The sequence below is a fragment of the Actinomadura chibensis NBRC 106107 genome (assembly GCF_001552135.1).
In the GTDB taxonomy this organism is placed as follows: domain Bacteria; phylum Actinomycetota; class Actinomycetes; order Streptosporangiales; family Streptosporangiaceae; genus Spirillospora; species Spirillospora chibensis.
Genome location: NZ_BCQP01000029.1, coordinates 108,425 through 123,095, shown reverse-complemented (window position 1 = coordinate 123,095; position 14,671 = coordinate 108,425). Strand labels below are relative to the sequence as shown.

General features: G+C 68.2%; 20 protein-coding genes and 1 riboswitch. Of the genes, 11 read left to right on the top strand and 9 right to left on the bottom strand.

Features of this window, described 5'->3' with window-relative positions; genetic code table 11:
- Positions 1-11: 11 nt before the first annotated feature.
- Positions 12-446 (bottom strand): hypothetical protein, encoded by a 435-nt coding sequence (locus ACH01S_RS17825; RefSeq protein ID WP_067892549.1) that lies wholly within the window; start codon positions 444-446, stop codon positions 12-14.
- Between the two features lie 381 nt (positions 447-827).
- Here ACH01S_RS17825 and ACH01S_RS17820 point away from each other — a divergent pair, with 381 nt between their 5' ends.
- The 6 genes from ACH01S_RS17820 to ACH01S_RS17795 all read left to right on the top strand — a co-directional run bounded on the left by ACH01S_RS17820 (position 828) and on the right by ACH01S_RS17795 (position 4,834).
- A complete protein-coding gene (locus ACH01S_RS17820) occupies positions 828-1,286 on the top strand; it encodes a helix-turn-helix domain-containing protein (RefSeq protein ID WP_067892547.1) in 459 nt (152 codons plus the stop codon).
- Positions 1,287-1,378: 92 nt separating this feature from the next.
- Positions 1,379-2,206 (top strand): SAM-dependent methyltransferase, encoded by an 828-nt coding sequence (locus tag ACH01S_RS17815; RefSeq protein WP_083980818.1) that lies wholly within the window; start codon positions 1,379-1,381, stop codon positions 2,204-2,206.
- 31 nt (positions 2,207-2,237) lie between these two features.
- Entirely contained in the window at positions 2,238-2,459 is a 222-nt protein-coding gene (locus ACH01S_RS17810) for a DUF397 domain-containing protein (protein WP_067892543.1), read from the top strand.
- Between the two features lie 81 nt (positions 2,460-2,540).
- A complete protein-coding gene (locus ACH01S_RS17805) occupies positions 2,541-3,383 on the top strand; it encodes a helix-turn-helix domain-containing protein (protein WP_067892541.1) in 843 nt (280 codons plus the stop codon).
- A 30-nt stretch (positions 3,384-3,413) separates the two neighbouring features.
- Positions 3,414-3,611, top strand: coding sequence for a DUF397 domain-containing protein (locus ACH01S_RS17800; RefSeq protein ID WP_067892539.1), 198 nt, complete (start codon positions 3,414-3,416; stop codon positions 3,609-3,611).
- Between the two features lie 446 nt (positions 3,612-4,057).
- The gene (locus ACH01S_RS17795) at positions 4,058-4,834 is read left to right on the top strand and encodes an ATP-binding protein (RefSeq protein WP_067892537.1); all 777 of its coding nucleotides are present in this window, start codon (positions 4,058-4,060) and stop codon (positions 4,832-4,834) included.
- Between the two features lie 80 nt (positions 4,835-4,914).
- On the opposite strand, the gene metE is transcribed toward ACH01S_RS17795, so the two are convergent.
- A complete protein-coding gene (gene metE, locus ACH01S_RS17790; protein ID WP_067892535.1) occupies positions 4,915-7,161 on the bottom strand; it encodes a 5-methyltetrahydropteroyltriglutamate--homocysteine S-methyltransferase in 2,247 nt (748 codons plus the stop codon).
- 98 nt (positions 7,162-7,259) lie between these two features.
- A riboswitch (cobalamin riboswitch) is annotated at positions 7,260-7,459 on the bottom strand.
- Between the two features lie 671 nt (positions 7,460-8,130).
- Between metE and ACH01S_RS17785 the strand changes: the two genes are divergently transcribed.
- Both ACH01S_RS17785 and ACH01S_RS17780 read left to right on the top strand, forming a co-directional pair.
- Entirely contained in the window at positions 8,131-9,675 is a 1,545-nt protein-coding gene (locus ACH01S_RS17785; protein ID WP_083980816.1) for an eCIS core domain-containing protein, read from the top strand.
- Between the two features lie 620 nt (positions 9,676-10,295).
- The gene (locus ACH01S_RS17780) at positions 10,296-11,075 is read left to right on the top strand and encodes an SDR family NAD(P)-dependent oxidoreductase (RefSeq protein ID WP_306303247.1); all 780 of its coding nucleotides are present in this window, start codon (positions 10,296-10,298) and stop codon (positions 11,073-11,075) included.
- A gap of 27 nt (positions 11,076-11,102) precedes the next feature.
- On the opposite strand, the gene ACH01S_RS42300 is transcribed toward ACH01S_RS17780, so the two are convergent.
- Genes ACH01S_RS42300 through ACH01S_RS17755 form a run of 7 tightly spaced genes read right to left on the bottom strand, consistent with a single transcriptional unit; the run spans position 11,103 to position 13,149 of the window.
- Positions 11,103-11,288, bottom strand: coding sequence for a DUF397 domain-containing protein (locus ACH01S_RS42300; RefSeq protein ID WP_083980814.1), 186 nt, complete (start codon positions 11,286-11,288; stop codon positions 11,103-11,105).
- Between the two features lie 29 nt (positions 11,289-11,317).
- Positions 11,318-11,503, bottom strand: coding sequence for a DUF397 domain-containing protein (locus tag ACH01S_RS17775; protein ID WP_067892529.1), 186 nt, complete (start codon positions 11,501-11,503; stop codon positions 11,318-11,320).
- Between the two features lie 32 nt (positions 11,504-11,535).
- Entirely contained in the window at positions 11,536-11,718 is a 183-nt protein-coding gene (locus tag ACH01S_RS42295) for a DUF397 domain-containing protein (RefSeq protein ID WP_083980813.1), read from the bottom strand.
- 27 nt (positions 11,719-11,745) lie between these two features.
- Positions 11,746-11,961 carry a DUF397 domain-containing protein gene (locus ACH01S_RS17770; protein WP_246236526.1) on the bottom strand — a complete coding sequence of 72 codons (216 nt, stop codon included), beginning with the start codon at positions 11,959-11,961 and terminating at the stop codon, positions 11,746-11,748.
- Positions 11,958-12,143, bottom strand: coding sequence for a DUF397 domain-containing protein (locus tag ACH01S_RS17765; protein WP_067892527.1), 186 nt, complete (start codon positions 12,141-12,143; stop codon positions 11,958-11,960). The genes ACH01S_RS17770 and ACH01S_RS17765 overlap by 4 nt, the downstream gene beginning before the upstream one ends.
- A 26-nt stretch (positions 12,144-12,169) precedes the next feature.
- Positions 12,170-12,355: a DUF397 domain-containing protein gene (locus tag ACH01S_RS17760; protein WP_067892525.1), complete on the bottom strand. Its 186-nt coding sequence runs from the start codon at positions 12,353-12,355 to the stop codon at positions 12,170-12,172.
- A complete protein-coding gene (locus ACH01S_RS17755) occupies positions 12,346-13,149 on the bottom strand; it encodes a helix-turn-helix domain-containing protein (protein WP_067892523.1) in 804 nt (267 codons plus the stop codon). Before ACH01S_RS17755 ends, ACH01S_RS17760 begins: the two co-directional genes overlap by 10 nt.
- 138 nt (positions 13,150-13,287) lie before the next feature.
- On the opposite strand from ACH01S_RS17755, the gene ACH01S_RS46790 reads away from it, so the two are divergent.
- From ACH01S_RS46790 to ACH01S_RS17740, 3 genes are all read left to right on the top strand, one after another.
- Positions 13,288-13,692, top strand: a complete 405-nt coding sequence (locus ACH01S_RS46790; protein ID WP_370671574.1) for an ATP-binding protein — start codon at positions 13,288-13,290, stop codon at positions 13,690-13,692.
- Positions 13,671-14,048 carry a hypothetical protein gene (locus ACH01S_RS17745; protein WP_067892519.1) on the top strand — a complete coding sequence of 126 codons (378 nt, stop codon included), beginning with the start codon at positions 13,671-13,673 and terminating at the stop codon, positions 14,046-14,048. Before ACH01S_RS46790 ends, ACH01S_RS17745 begins: the two co-directional genes overlap by 22 nt.
- A 142-nt stretch (positions 14,049-14,190) precedes the next feature.
- Entirely contained in the window at positions 14,191-14,640 is a 450-nt protein-coding gene (locus ACH01S_RS17740) for a lamin tail domain-containing protein (protein ID WP_067892517.1), read from the top strand.
- Positions 14,641-14,671 lie beyond the last annotated feature (31 nt).

The following is a 14,671-nucleotide window of genomic DNA, read 5'->3' as shown; positions in this document are numbered from 1 at the left end:
GGCGGCGCCCGTCAGCCGTCGTCGGACGCGCCGCGCCGGTGGACGTCCTGCTGTCGCGTGCCCTGCTTGTCGGTGCCCTGCTGGTGCGTGCCGTGGTAGTTGGTCACCGTCTGGTCGCGTCCCGCGGTGTAGGCGTCGCGCGCGGCGATGACGTTCTGCGTCACCTGCTGGACGTGCCCGCCCGCCCACCGCTCCAGCTCGGCGGCGAACTCCTCGTCGCGCCGCGCGTACCAGCGCAGCGACTCGGCGAGCTCCTGGACGGCGGTCTCGTCGCCGGTGGACGCGGCCTCCTCCAGGCTCTCGGTCGCGCGGGCGTCGCCGCGGAACACCGACCGGATCCGCTGCAGCATCCCCGTCGTGGCCTGCTCCCCGGCGGTCTGCGCCGCCCCCGTCGCGCCCGCGGCCACCAGCGCGGCCGCCGCCTCGGACAGCGCCACAAGGTCCATGTTCCGCCACCTCCGTCTTCGACCCTAGTGCGGTGTGACGGCGGCGAACCGGTAATAGTTCACGATTCGCGCGCCGCGCCATGTCGCCCGCCTTGACGCCGGGGACGCTCGTCCGGGCGAACTCGTCTATCCGTGCCGGTCCCGACCCCATGACGGCGACGGTTTTCCGGTGCATTCGTATCCGCGGCAGTAAGGGCAGTGAAATGCGGAACGGCCCCACAATCGTGCGACTCCGGGCAGGTCGGGGAGGTCGTCCGCGAGTCCGGTCGCGAGGACGACCCGCCGCGCCCGCGCTCTCGTCCCGTCGCCCGCGATCAGGACGTCGAACGCGTCCGGTCCATCGAGGTTGACATGGCCGTGAGCCTGCAAGTTAATGTCAACATGAAGTCAAGCGCGGCGCTGCGGATCGGCGAGCTGGCCGGACGGTTCGGCCTCGCCCCGCACGTGCTGCGCCACTGGGAGGCGATGGGGCTGCTCACCCCGGCCGCGCGGGTGAACGGGCGGCGCGTCTACACCGACGAGCACGTCGTCCGGGTCATGACGATCGTCCGGGCGAAGGAGGGCGGTCTGTCGCTGGAGCAGATCCGCGCCATGCTCGACGCCCCCGGACGGGACGAGCGCCAGGCCCTCCTCCGCCGCCAGCACGCCGCGCTGGAACGGCGCATCGCGGCGCTGAACGCGTCCAAGGCGCTGATCGAGCACGTCATGGAATGCGCCGCCGACGACATTCTCCAATGCCCCGGCTACCGGCGGCTCGCCGAGAATCCGCAGGCCATTGGTGACGCGCGGGGAAATGCCTGCGTTGCCGCCCCGTCCCCGCACGACCGACCGCGCGACTGACCGCGAAGGCCCGCTCCGCGCGGCCTTCGCGGTATCGGCGAACTTGTTTCATAATTCGTGCATCACAAGTTGCCGCAACGGAGGCCCGACCGGTGAGCGACACAGATCAGGTTCCCCCCGGGGTGGACCCCGATGTCCCCAGCCCGGCCCGAATGTATGACTTCTTTCTCGGCGGCACGGAGAACTACGAGGTAGACCGTATCGCCGCCGCCAAAGTGAAGAAGGCGATGCCGGAAGCCGAGGACGCGGCGTGGGCGAACCGCGGCTTTCTGCAACGCGCCGTCAGCTGGCTCGCCGATCGGGGCGTCCGCCAGTTCATCGACGTCGGCGCGGGCCTTCCGACCCGCAACAACACGCACGACGCGGCGCAGGCCGTCGCGCCGGAGGCCCGCGTCCTGTACGCCGACAACGACCCGATGGTGCGCGCCCACGCGCAGAAGCTGCTGACCGGGGTGGACGGGACGGCCTTCATCCAGGCCGACTTCCGCGACCCGGAGGGCCTGCTCGCGCACCCCGTCACCCAGAAGACCATCGATTTCACCCAGCCCGTGGCTTTACTGGTGGTCGCGTTGACGCACTTCGTCCCGGACGAGGACGACCCGTGGGGCGTCGTCCGCCGGTACATGGACCGGCTGGTCCCCGGCAGCTACCTGGCGCTGGCCGCCGGGACGCACGACCGGCAGGCGGAGCGGGCGGTCAGCGGGCTCAAGGACGCCTACTCCACGTCGTCGGCCAACGTCCACACCAGGTCGCGGGAGGAGATCGCCCGCTTCTTCGCCGGGCTGGAGATCGTCCCGCCGTACGAGGGCGCCGCGCCGGACCTCGTCTACGCGGGCGAGTGGGGCGCCGAGGACCCGGAGGCCGCCGACAGCGACGGCTCCCGCTGGTCCTACTGCGCCGTGGCGAGAAAACCCGCCTGACCTGGGAAACCCACATACCGAGGGGACTCGCATGAACACGAAGAAACCGACGCTGGACGACCTCGGCCTCGACCCCGACACCCTGGACTGGAAGCGCTCAGGCACCGCCGAGGGCTCGATCGAGGTCGCGTTCGCCGGGGAGTGGACGCTGCTGCGCACCGCGGGCGGCCCCGTCTCCGTCTTCGACGAGCACGAATGGGACTGCTTCCTCGATGGAGTGAAAAAAGGAGAGTTCGATCACGCCGCCTCCTAAGTCGCCCCTGTCCGCATCTGTGATTCACAAATTCGGAAGGCGTATGCTGATGGCGGGCGGAGGTCAGGGGAGGTGGTTCCGGTGAGCGAGGCGTACGGGGCCACCGTCGCCAAGCGGGGCCTCGCGCGGCGGCTGCGCGAGCTGCGCGACGAGGCCGGATACACCGCGAACCAGGTGTGCGACCGGCTGAACTGGGGACGCGGCAAGGTCGGCCGGTTCGAGGCGAACAACTGGGTCCGTCCCGAGCTGAGCGACATCCGCGACCTCGCCCGCATCTACGAGGGCAGCGACCTCGACGAGCTGGAGAGCCTCGCCTCGCGGGCGCGGGAACGCGCCTGGTGGCGGGAGTATCCCGAGGTCTTCGACAACGAGTTCCCGGGGTACGAGGGCGACGCGTCCAGCATCCACGTGATCATGCCGCTGGTCCTGCCGGGCCTGCTGCAGACGCTGCCGTACATGCAGGCCCTGCTCGCGACGGGGTTCCAGTCGCCGGAGTGGCGCGAGCGGGCGCTGCGGGCGCGGCTGCGCCGCCAGCAGATCCTCGACCGCGACGACGGCACCGCGCCCGAGCTGGTCGCGCTGATCACCGAGGCGGCGCTGATGTACGACTGGGGCGACGCGGGCGACCGCCGGGCCCAGCTCCGCCACCTGCTGACCATGTCCCAGCGGCCGAACGTGGAGCTGCGCCTGCTCCGCCTGTCGGACGGCCTGCACCCCGGCATGTCGACGCTGGTCAACATCTTCCGCTTCCCCGACGGCGAACCGCCGCTGGTCTTCCTGGAGAACGACGCCGACATCCAGGAGATCGACACCCCCGAGAAAGTGGAGGCGTATGACCGGATCTTCGAGCAGATCCGCGCGGCGGCCCTGAGCACCGCCGACACCGCGGCACACCTGGAGAAACTCATCGCGGCGCTGGAATGAGTCCGGCGCCAGAGAGCGAGCGGAGCACACATGGATCTCTCTCAGGCACGATGGTTCAAGGCCACCGCGAGCGCGAGCAGCAACGGCGGCTGCGTCGAGGTGGCCGACCTCGGGACGGCCACCGGGCTGCGCGACAGCCGGACGCCGGAGGCCGGAGCGCACGTCGTCCCCCGGTCCGTCTTCGCCGCCTTCCTCGGCGACCTGCGCGCGGGCCGGTACGACCGCTGACCCCCGACCGCACCGACCGGGCCGACCCCGCGGGAGCGGCTCTCCACCAGCGGGCGCGCCCGCGGTCCCGGTAGGGCGCGCGGCCCCGCTCGATCGCCGGGCCGCACACCGGATCCCCCAGGGGCTGCATCCCCTGGGGGATCTTCGCGTGTGCGGCCCTCTCTCAGGCGCCGCCCACGCTACAGCGCGGGCGGCGGGTCGTCCCCGGCGCCGCCGGTACGTGCTTCGCGGGCCGTTCCGGAACGTGGTCTGTGCGGTTTCCAGCCGGTTCGGTGAACGTCTCATTCGTGCCCGGACGAGCTTGCTCGTGTGCCACCCCAATCCCGGCCCGGATGTGCGAAGCTTTGATCTGTGAATCACACATAGCGACTCGCGGGCCTATGAGGCTCATGTCGCGATTGTCTGAAACGCGAATACAGCTCCGCGAAACCCCGAGGGTGAGCGTCATGACGAAGGCCGCAACGGAGTGCGGGATCCCCTGGAGTCTGGAACCCGGCGGCTGCGCGGCCATCCCGCTCCCGGCGGACGAGTCGATCGCCGCCGTCGCCCGCGCCCAGGTCAGAACCCTGCTCCCGGCCCTCGGCCTCGCCGTCCAGGACGCCGACGACGTCGCCATCATGGTCAGCGAACTGGCCACCAACGTCCTCCAGCACGCGACGCCCCGCTCCGGACGCTCCCGCGCCGAGCTGTGGGTGTACCAGCGCGGCTCCGTCCTCGGCGGGGACGAGCTGGTCGTCAAGGCGTTCGACTCGCTCCGGCAGTGGCGGCGTCCGCCGGAGCGGGTCGGCGGCATGCACGAGCACGGCCGCGGACTGGAGATCATCGAGATCCTCACGGCCGGCCGGTGGGGGCACCATCCGACGCGGTCCCGGCTCAGCACGCCGGTGGTGCGCGGGAAGGCCACCTGGTTCGCGGTGCCGGTCACCCGCACCGGCCACCCGCGCCCGCTCGCCCGCCGGAGCGCCGGGACGCAGTCGATGCGCGACCTGCAGGCGATGCTCGTCCAGCGCGGCGTGCAGCGGCTCGCGCCGCGGAACGAGCTCGGCGTCGCGATGCTGTCCGCGCCCGGCGAACTGACGGTGTGGTGCGAGACGGCGACGTTCCGCTGGTGCTCCCGCTCCGGCGAGACCGGGAGGCTCCCGGTCACCGACATCACCGAGGTGTGCGAGCAGCTCGTCCGGCTGTACGAAGGGCTCTCTGAAGGAGGGGACGACCGGCAGTAGAGGGGGCCGCATGGCCCGACCGCGCCGGGGGGCGGCGGCCGGGCCATGCGGTGCCGGGCTCAGCGCGTCTTTGCCCGGGCTCAGCCGGTCAGTTCGGCGCGGACGCGGCGCGCCGCCGCGACCAGGTTCCGCAGCGATGCCTCTGTCTCCGGGTAGGCGCGGGTCTTCAGGCCGCAGTCGGGATTGACCCAGAGCCGTCCCGGTTCGACGGCGAGCAGCGCGCGGCGGAGGTTCTCCTCGATCTCCTCGGTGGCGGGGACGCGCGGCGAGTGGATGTCGTAGACGCCGGGCCCGATGCCGTTCGCGTACCCGGCGGCGCGCAGGTCGCCGACCAGCTCCATCCGCGAGCGGGCCGCCTCGACGCTGGTGACGTCGGCGTCCAGCGCGCCGATCGCGCCGATGATCTCGCCGAACTCCGAGTAGCACATGTGCGTGTGGATCTGCGTCGTGTCGGCGGCGCCCGAGGTGGCGAGGCGGAACGCGCCGACCGCCCAGTCCAGGTAGGCGGGACGGTCCGCGTCCCGGAGCGGGAGCAGTTCGCGGAGCGCGGGCTCGTCCACCTGGACGACGCGGATCCCGGCCGCCTCCAGGTCGGCGATCTCGTCCCTGAGCGCCAGCGCGACCTGGCGGGCGGTGTCTGCAAGGGGTTGGTCGTCCCGGACGAACGACCAGGCCAGCATGGTGACGGGCCCGGTCAGCATCCCCTTGACGGGCTTGCTCGTAAGGGACTGCGCGTACGTCGTCCACTCGACGGTCATCGGCCGAGGCCGCGCGACGTCCCCGTGCAGGATCGGCGGCCGGACGTACCGCGACCCATACGACTGCACCCACCCGTGCTGGGTCGCCGCGTACCCGTCGAGCTGCTCGGCGAAGTACTGGACCATGTCGTTGCGCTCAGGCTCGCCGTGCACGAGGACATCGAGCCCCAGATCCTCTTGCAGCGCGATGACGCGGGCTATCTCCTCCTTCATGACGCGGATGTAGACGTCCTCGCTGATGCGCCCGGCACGGCGGTCGGCGCGGGCCCGCCTTATCTCGGACGTCTGCGGGAACGACCCGATCGTGGTCGTCGCCAGGACAGGCAGCCCGAGCGCCTCCTGCTGCGCCTCGAACCGCGCGCCCCGGTCACCGCGCTGGCTGCCGTCCAGCGTTTCCAGCCGTTCGCGCACTTCTCGGTTGACCGTCGCCGGCGGCGCGGTCGCGTCGTCGGGGAGCGGCACGTCTTCACGCAACGCCCGCCCGAGCGCGACGACCTCCCCGACCTTCTGCCGCGCGAACGCGAGCCGCTCCTTGACGCCGGGTTCGAGCGCGGTCTCGGCATCCAGGTCGATGGGGACGTGCATGAGCGAGCACGACGTGCTCACCACCAATTGGTCGACGAGCCCGAGAAGCGATGCGCAGGTGGCCTTGGCTCGGCGCCGATCGGTGCGCCAGACGTTGCGTCCGTCCACAACGCCCGCAACAAGCGTCTTGCGCGGCAGCCCGCCCACCGACGCCAGAACGTCGACATTGCTGGGCCCCGCGACGAAGTCCAGCCCAACGGCCTCGACCCGGCTCGCCGCCAGAACGCGCAACGCGTCCGCGCCGATCGTGCCGAAATAGGTGGCGACCATGAGCCGCGGCCTGCTCGTGAGCCGCCCGAGCCGCGCATAGGCGCGTTTCAGCGCCGCGATCTCCTCTTCCTTCCGGTCAGCGACGAGTGCGGGCTCATCCAGTTGCACCCACTTCGCCCCCGCCCCGGCCAGGCGCTCCAGCAGTTCGGAATAGACGTCGACGAGCCCGTCCAGCAGATCCAGCGGCCGGAACTCCTTCGGCGCGCCCTCCTCCGCCTTGGCCAGCAGAAGATAGGTGAGCGGCCCGACGAGCACGGGCCGCGTCTCAATTCCCAGCGCCCGCGCCTCCCGGAATTCGGCGAGCGGTTTGGCGGCCGCCCCGTCCGCCAGCCGAAACCGCGTCCCCGGCCCGACCTCCGGCACGATGTAGTGGTAATTCGTGTCAAACCACTTGGTCATCTCCAGTGGCGGGACGTCCTGGACGCCCCGGGCCATGGCGAAGTAGCGGTCGAGCCCGCTCAGCTTCCGATACCGCTCCGGGACGGCGTCGACGAGCACGCTCGTGTCGAGCATGTGGTCGTAGAAGGAGAAGGTGTTGGACGGAATGGCGTCCAGGCCCGCGTCGCGCAGGGACGTCCAGACGTCGGCGCGCAGTTCCGCGCCCGTCCTGTGGAGGGCGTCGGCGTCGGCGCGTCCGGCCCAGTAGTCCTCGGTGGCGAATTTCAGTTCCCGGCGCGCCCCGATTCGGGGGTATCCGAGGATCGTGGTGTTCATGGCGGCTTCCCTCGCTGTGCCACGGGCGGACCCGGGGGAGCGCACGGCGAAGCGGACGCCGCCGACCGTCCCACGAGGCCGCAGACCACCGCGCACCAGTTGGCGCGCGGGCGGAGGCAGGTCTTCGGACTCGCGGGCGCCGTACTCGTTCCTACTGACCGTCGCTTCCCAGGCCGTGAGGCCCAGTGCGTATGACGGCGGTCGTTCCCACTAACCGCTGCGGGGCAGTCCCGGACTCACACCGGGTTCCCTCTTACGACACTCGTCCCCGAGTGAACCATCCGCACCCCAAAGTCTACCGACGCCCCCGACCGCCCACCTGACAGGCGAGACGATGAGGACACGCACGGGAATCACAGAACGGCACTGTGCCGAGTCGCGAACCCTCGCAGGGGCGATGAGAACGGCCGCTGGGTGGAACCCGGAGGCGAAGATCCAGTTCCGGTTGCGAACCCTCGAAGGGGCGATGAGAACCCGCGAGTTGGCGGGCGCCTACGCAGCCGAGACCGGGTTGCGAACCCTCGCAGGGGCGATGCGGACTTGACCGAGATGCGGCAGGAACGATTGGTGCGTGTTGCGAACCCTCGTAGGGTGATGAGGGCCCCATGGTAAAGCCATTGGCTGGATGCCGCCTAGGCGACCGTGCGTGGGGTCTGATCGCAGCGAACCTTCGGCTGTGTGTGCTGAAACGTTGATCTCGGCGGCGGGCGCGTCCGTGGCGTCTCAGAGCGGCTCGGCGGCTCGCACCGGCTTGGGTGGGCATGCCCTCGGGCGCGGACGGTGAAGGCGTCCTCGGACGTGACTCGGAGGCCGTCCCATGGCCCCGGTGGTGCATCGATGGCGGTCTTCTTGCGGCGTTGGCCTGATCGGAAGGGCACGGGATCGTGCCCTTGGCGCTGTCCTTCGTGACCTTCACTGGCCCGAGGGCGCCGGGGGACAGTGAGATGCGTTCATTGTCGGGAGGCATCCGTGCGGGAGTATGCGCGACCGGGCAAGCAGGACTGTGAAGAGCGTCCGCGTGGTGTTGCCCGGCCTAAGGCGGCGGAGCCGACCGATCCGGCCGCAGCTCTGCTGGCTTTGCAGCGCGCGGCAGGCAATGCCGCGGTGACGGCCGCATTGAGAGCGCAGCGGCATGGTCACGTGCCTGCGGTCCAGCGGTCGTCGGTGCATGACGTCCTGCGCTCCTCCGGGCGTCCGCTCGGAGATGGGCTGCGGGACGAGATGGAGCAGCGGTTGGGCGCGGACTTCAGCGACGTGCGCATTCACGATGACGTCGCCGCGCAGCGGTCGGCCGCCGAGATGGGGGCGCGTGCCTACACGTCCGGCACCCACGTCGTGGTCGGTGCGGGCGGCGCGGACAAGCACACCCTCGCCCACGAGCTGACGCACGTCATCCAGCAGCGCAGCGGGCCGGTGGAGGGGACCGACAATGGGCAGGGGGTGTCCGTCAGCGACCCCGGTGACCGTTTCGAGCGGGAGGCCGAAGCCAGCGCCAGGCGCGCCATGGCGATTCCGCTCGCAAGAGCCGAGGCGGGCGGACGGCGTGCTCATGGTGGCGAGCAATCGCGGGACGCCGTGATCCAGCGGGCCCCGGGCGAGCACCTTTCCCCTCTCGTCCTGGCGCGCCTTCGCGTCGCGAACGACGCCATTAGACAGGTGCAGGCGGACACCCGGCATGCCGCGAATCAGCAAGAGGCGCTGATACACACGCTGTACAACTCGTCCATGCGCTCGATCGTCCAGCAGCACGACGATTTCTGGGACACTTCCAGGATCCCGCCCGGGACCCACCCAGAAGAACTGATGGCCGCGAAGGCCCTGGAATCGCGCAGCATGATCTGTAAAACGGCGGCGGAATGCGCGTTCGCCTACCTCCGGCGACGGGCCGTCGGCGAGGAACTCATGATGATCATGGACCCGAACCAGAGGCATTGGTTTGTGATCATAGGTGCGGAGCACGAGGACCCTTCGGAGTGGGTCGTGGCCGATCCCTGGCCCACCCAGGCCCGGGCCGTCGAATGGACGGACCATTTCTGCTACTCACCGGGCCTGCAAAGCGTCTTCGTCCACAAGAGGATACGGGCGGACGGGAGTGACACGGTCAACCACCTCGCCCACCTCATAGACCTGAACGACGCCGGGGCGTTCGTGGCACGCTGGGACCTGAGCAGGATCGGCGGGCGCTCGAACCAGGAAATCGGCAGAATGCTCCAGCAGGCGGGTGTGGGGATAAACCTCCACCAAGATGACCTGGTGGACCAGATCATGCAGGGCCTCGCGGACGTCGACAGTTGGCCAACACACGACATCGGGAGTTGGCCGATGGAGCAGCTTGAGGTGTGGTGCCTGGCCCAAATCGACGCACCGGTGGTCAGACGGCTGCTCGCGAGACAACAAAACTCAGAAAACCTGAGGGACCTCCGCCACGAGATCGCCGGCGGAACCGGAGAAGTCAGACAGCAGCAGGGCGACAATTCCTGGATCTGGAACATCCCCCACGCCCAAAACCCCTAACCCAACGACATCACCAGAGCCCGAAGGGCCCCACCCCCGACCGGACAGCAAGAGCGCACTAGCGCTCACGCTGGCAGTAGGCAGATTGCGGCCCCTCGTAGGGGCGATGAGGGACCTGTACCACTCGTTCGGCGTCGCGGTATGGAGGTTGCGAACCCTCGGAGGGGCGATGAGGAACGATCGACAGCTTCGCCCGCCAGACATGGGTATGGAGGTTGCGAACCCTCGTAAGGGCGATGAGGACCAGAGAGTTCCGGCGGGAACTCGCCGTGTTCGGTGAGTTGCGAACCCTCATTAGGGTGATGAGGACTCCATGGTAAAGCCGTCGGCTGGCTGCCGCCCAGATGACCGTACATGTGGTGCGATTGCAGGGAACCTCCGGTCGTGCGCGGGGCCCGGCGTGTCGCTGAAACGATCAAGGCCGGTCTCGACGGATGACACGTCTGTAGCCCCTCAGATCGGTCCGGCCACTCGCACTGTCCTGGGTTGGGCTTCCGTCCACAATCGGCGTCGAGAACATGCTCTCGGCGCTTTCCGGCGTGCGTCGCACGGGTGGGGGCGGCGGTCGGCTCGCTCGTCGTGGGGGCAGTGGCGATCATGGGGAGGGTACCGAATCGGAGGTGGGTGTCGTGGGTCGGTCGTATGTCGTTACCGGTGGGGGGCGTGGAATCGGGCGGGCCATTGTCGAGCGGCTTCGGGTGGACGGCGGGAAAGTCGTCGTGATCGAGGTCGATCCGGCTGCTGTGGAATGGGCCGGGGAGTGCGCCGATGTCATTCCGGTCGTGGGGAGCGCGGCCGATGAGCATGTTGCCGGGCGGGCCGCTGACCTGGCGCAAGAGGTGGGGACGTTTGTCGGGTGGGTTAACAACGCGGCTGTGTTTCGGGACGTTGCGTCGCCGTCCGCGCGTGAGGTGTTGGAGCTTGTCGGGTTGAACTTCGAGCCCGCGGTCGTGGGGAGCTTCACCGCCGTCCGCCGGTTCTTGGATGCCGGGACGGGTGGGGCCGTCGTGAATGTGTCGTCCCACCAGGCGCAGCGGCCGGTGCGGGGCTCGCTGCCGTATGCGACGGCCAAGGCCGCCACCGAGGGGATGAGCCGGGCGCTGGCCGTCGACTACGGCCCGTACGGAATTCGGACGAATGCCGTCGCGCTTGGCTCCATCACCACTGAGCGGTACGAGACGTTCCTCGAAAGCCAGGCGCCCGCCGAGGCAGCGCGTATTGAGAATGAGATGCGCCTGCTCCACCCGGTGGGACGCGTCGGACGTCCGGAGGAGGTGGCCGCGACGGTCGCCTTTCTGCTTTCGGACGAGGCGAGCTTCGTCAATGGTGCCGTCGTTCCGGTGGACGGCGGGCGCCATGCCGTGGGCCGTGACCCGGAAGAAGCCCCGCCACGGCCCTAGCCCACGGCATACACGCGCGTCCTACGCTCAAAGCTCCTTGAGCGTCTCAGTGAAACGCTGGAAATCCCTTCGTCTGAAGACGAGCTTGGGACCTTCGGGGTCTTTGCTGTCACGAACAGCAATCGACTCGTTGAAGGCCGCCAACTCGACACAGTTGCCGCCGTTTTCTGTCGTCCTGCGCGCCTTGCGCCAGGTGAGGCTTCTCGGTTCCATTTCCCTCGGCTGCCTCGATAGGAGCAGGGTTACTGACTCTTGAGGGTTTCAGTGAGGTGGCGGAAGTCGTTGCTGCTTATGACGAGTTCGGGACCGTTGGGGTCCTTGCTGTCGCGGATGGCGATGACCTGGGGGAGGCTGGCAATCTCTACGCAGTTGCCGCCGTTCGAGGTGCTGTGGCTGGCCTTGCGCCATACGACGTTGGTCAAGTCCATGCTTGGACCACTCTTCCGGTCGTCCAGGTGACCTAGAGATTTTTGAGGGTCTCGGTGAAGCGCCGAAAACTGCTGCGTGTGAGGATGAGTGCGCTTTCGGGGTTCTTGCTGTCCCGAATGGCAATCGACTCGTTCAGTGTCGCAAGCTCGACGCAGTTGCCGCCGTTCTCCGTGCTCCTGCGCGCTTTGCGCCAGGTGAGGCTTCTAGGATCCATTTCCTGGGCTGCTTTCTTGAAGCAGGGCTACTGGTTCTTGAGGGTTTCGGTGAGGTGGCGGAAGTCGTTGTTGCTTATGACGAGTTCGGGGCCGTCGACATCCTTGCTGTCACGGAGGGCGATGTGGGGTCGTCTGCTGGAAACTTCGATGCACTCTCCGCCATTGGCGCCGCTATAGGACGACTTTCGCCAGGTGGTCCTGATCGAGCCCATTTCCATGGCACCTTCCTGGTGCAAGGTCACTGGTTCTTGAGGGTGGCCGTGAGGCGGCGAAGGTCGTTGCGGCTCATGAGGAGTTTGGGCCCGTTGGGGTTATTGCTGTCTCGGATGAGGATCGTATCGGAAACGGCGGCGACCTCGACGCAGTCGCCGCCGTTCTCCGTGCTCCGGCGCGCTTTGCGCCAGGTGAGGCTTCGCAGATCCATTTCCTGCGCGCTTTCTTGGGGCAGGGCTACTGGTTCTTGAGGGTGGTGGTGAGGTGGCGAAAGTCGTTGCGGCTCATGATGAGCATGGGGCCGGTGGGGTTCTTGCTGTCGCGGACGGCGATGGTTGTGGAAACGTTTGTGACCTCGACGCACTCACCGCCATTTGAGGTGCTGTGGCTGGCCTTGCGCCATACTGCCTTGCTCAGGTCCATAGCTCTTCCACCGTTCTGCGGATCAGTTCGAGACTCGCTGACATTGGCAATGCCAGGCTGCGTAGCTCTAGGAGGGTTTTTGCGATTCTAGCCAGGGCGTCGGGTTCGCTCAAGGTAAGGCCACGATACGCGCTCTCGACGTAGACCACCTCTGATCGGTCCGCCAGTGTGGCCACGACGAAGGGACCCGAGTTACCCGAGTGCTCGCCACGGTTCGGGATGATCTGAATGGTGACGGTGGGGCCTGCCACGCTGAGCAGGTATTCGAGTTGCTCGCGCATGACCTCCTTGTCGCCCGTCTCGCGACGGAGGACCGCTTCGTCGAGGAGGACGGTCAGCGCAGGCGGATCGTCCCGCCGGAGGATCTCCTGGCGCTTGAGGCGGGCGTCCACAGCTTCCTTGTCGTCGTGCAGGATGGCTGCTGCGTATGCGGGCGTTTGCAGGAGGCCAGGCACGACGGTAAGGCCATAGGCCGTGATCTCCACGGCGTCGGACTCGATGGTCGGCCAGTCGAACCACGTGGGGTAGGCCGCGTCCATCACGAGATCTTTCCAGAGCTCTTGGATCTCGCCGCTCGTCTCGAGCGCGTCGTCCGCCGCCGTGGCGAAGTCATATGTGCAGCGGGTGCGTCCGAGTTCCACCAAAGATACATATTGGGTGGTAACGCCCAATTTAACGGCCAAGCGCTCCTGGCTCAGCCCGGTGGCGACGCGGTGGCGCCGGAACGCCTTGCCGAACGCGATCAGCATGGGAGACGCGCCGTTGCGCTTACCGGGCGGCCGGGAGGTTGCCATCTCGACATCATGACTCAAGCGGCATCAAGCTGTCATCAACTCGTGTGTGGCAGGTTTCTGTTTATTCGGCGGTTGATGGTCTCTCTTAATTGACGGCTGCCTCAATTGACTGGCAAGCGGCGCTCATTTCGAAGGGAGATGCCGATGTCAGTGGCTGCTCTTGCGCCGGAGAGGCCGGCGCTGGTTCTGGAGCCGTCCAAGCGGGCGCCCGGCTTGGCGCGGCGGTACCTCAGCGTGCGGTATGCCGAAATGGGGTGCTCCGACGACTACATCGGACAAGTGGTGGTTACGGAGTTGGTTACGAATTCCTATAAGCACGTCGGATTCGGGCGCATCGTTGTGCGGGTGCTGCCTGAGGCGGACGAAGGGCTCGTGCTCATCGAGGTCTCGGACGACGGGAGCGGGCTGCCCGTCGTCCGGGAGGCGGGCGGCGACGCGCTGTGCGGGCGCGGGCTGCTGCTGGTGGTCCAGCTCGTCATGGACTGGGGCGTCCGGCCGCTGGACGGGGGAGGGAAGGTCGTATGGGCTCGCTGCGCCCGATGAAGGACCGGATGCGGCGCCGGTTACTGCGGTGGCGGACCCGGTGGGGGCGTGCCACGGCGGTGCGTCACCTCGACCTGCTCGCGACCGCGGCCCAGGCCAAGGGGTACCGGTGCGTCAAGCTCTACCGGACGGAGGAGTACCCGCACTGGCTGCCCATGCTGTGGGTGTTCGCGTTCGGCCCGGAGCACCACGTCAGGGTCGCGGTGCGGGTCCGGGCGACGCCCGGCGGGACGTGGGCCTACTACGACGCCGCCCGCGGACGGTTCGGCTACCTCGCTCCCTGCGGCGACGTGACGCACGCGATCGGGCAAGTGGACGCGCTGCTCAAGCACCGCATGTTCCCGTCCACCTGGTAGCCATTTCCTGTCCATCTGGTGGCCACGGACGCGGGATCATGAGCGCTGGTTGCCAGTGCGCCCGGAGATGGCCAGTGGCTCTCGTGCGTCGGGGAATACAGGTACATCTAGGGATTCGTCCGAACAGGGAGGATCGCTGGGGATGAAGAAGCTTCTCGTCGCGGGGGCCGCCGCCGTGCTGGTGGCGGGCGGGGCCGGACTGGTCGTGGCGGCTCCGGCCGAGGCCGCGAGTCCGGTGCAGATCTACCGGGTGTACTACGACTCGCCGGGGAAGGACACGCGGTCGAACGCGTCCCTGAACGGCGAGTGGGTGCAGCTGTTCAACACGTCCACGTCGTCCAAGAACCTCAAGGGCGTGAAGCTCCGCGACAAGACCGGTTACACGTACACCTTCGGCGCGTTCACGATCAAGGGCCGCAAGTCCGTCTACGTGCACACGGGGAAGGGCTCCAACACCGCGACGCACCGTTACTGGGGACGGTCGCAGTACGTGTGGAACAACACCGGCGACACCGCCTACCTGCTTTACCCGAGCGGCAGCGTCGCGGACAAGTGCTCCTGGGGACGGACGGGCTCCTCGAAATACTGCTGATTGCCAGCGCCCGGCTCCGGATGTCGCCGGA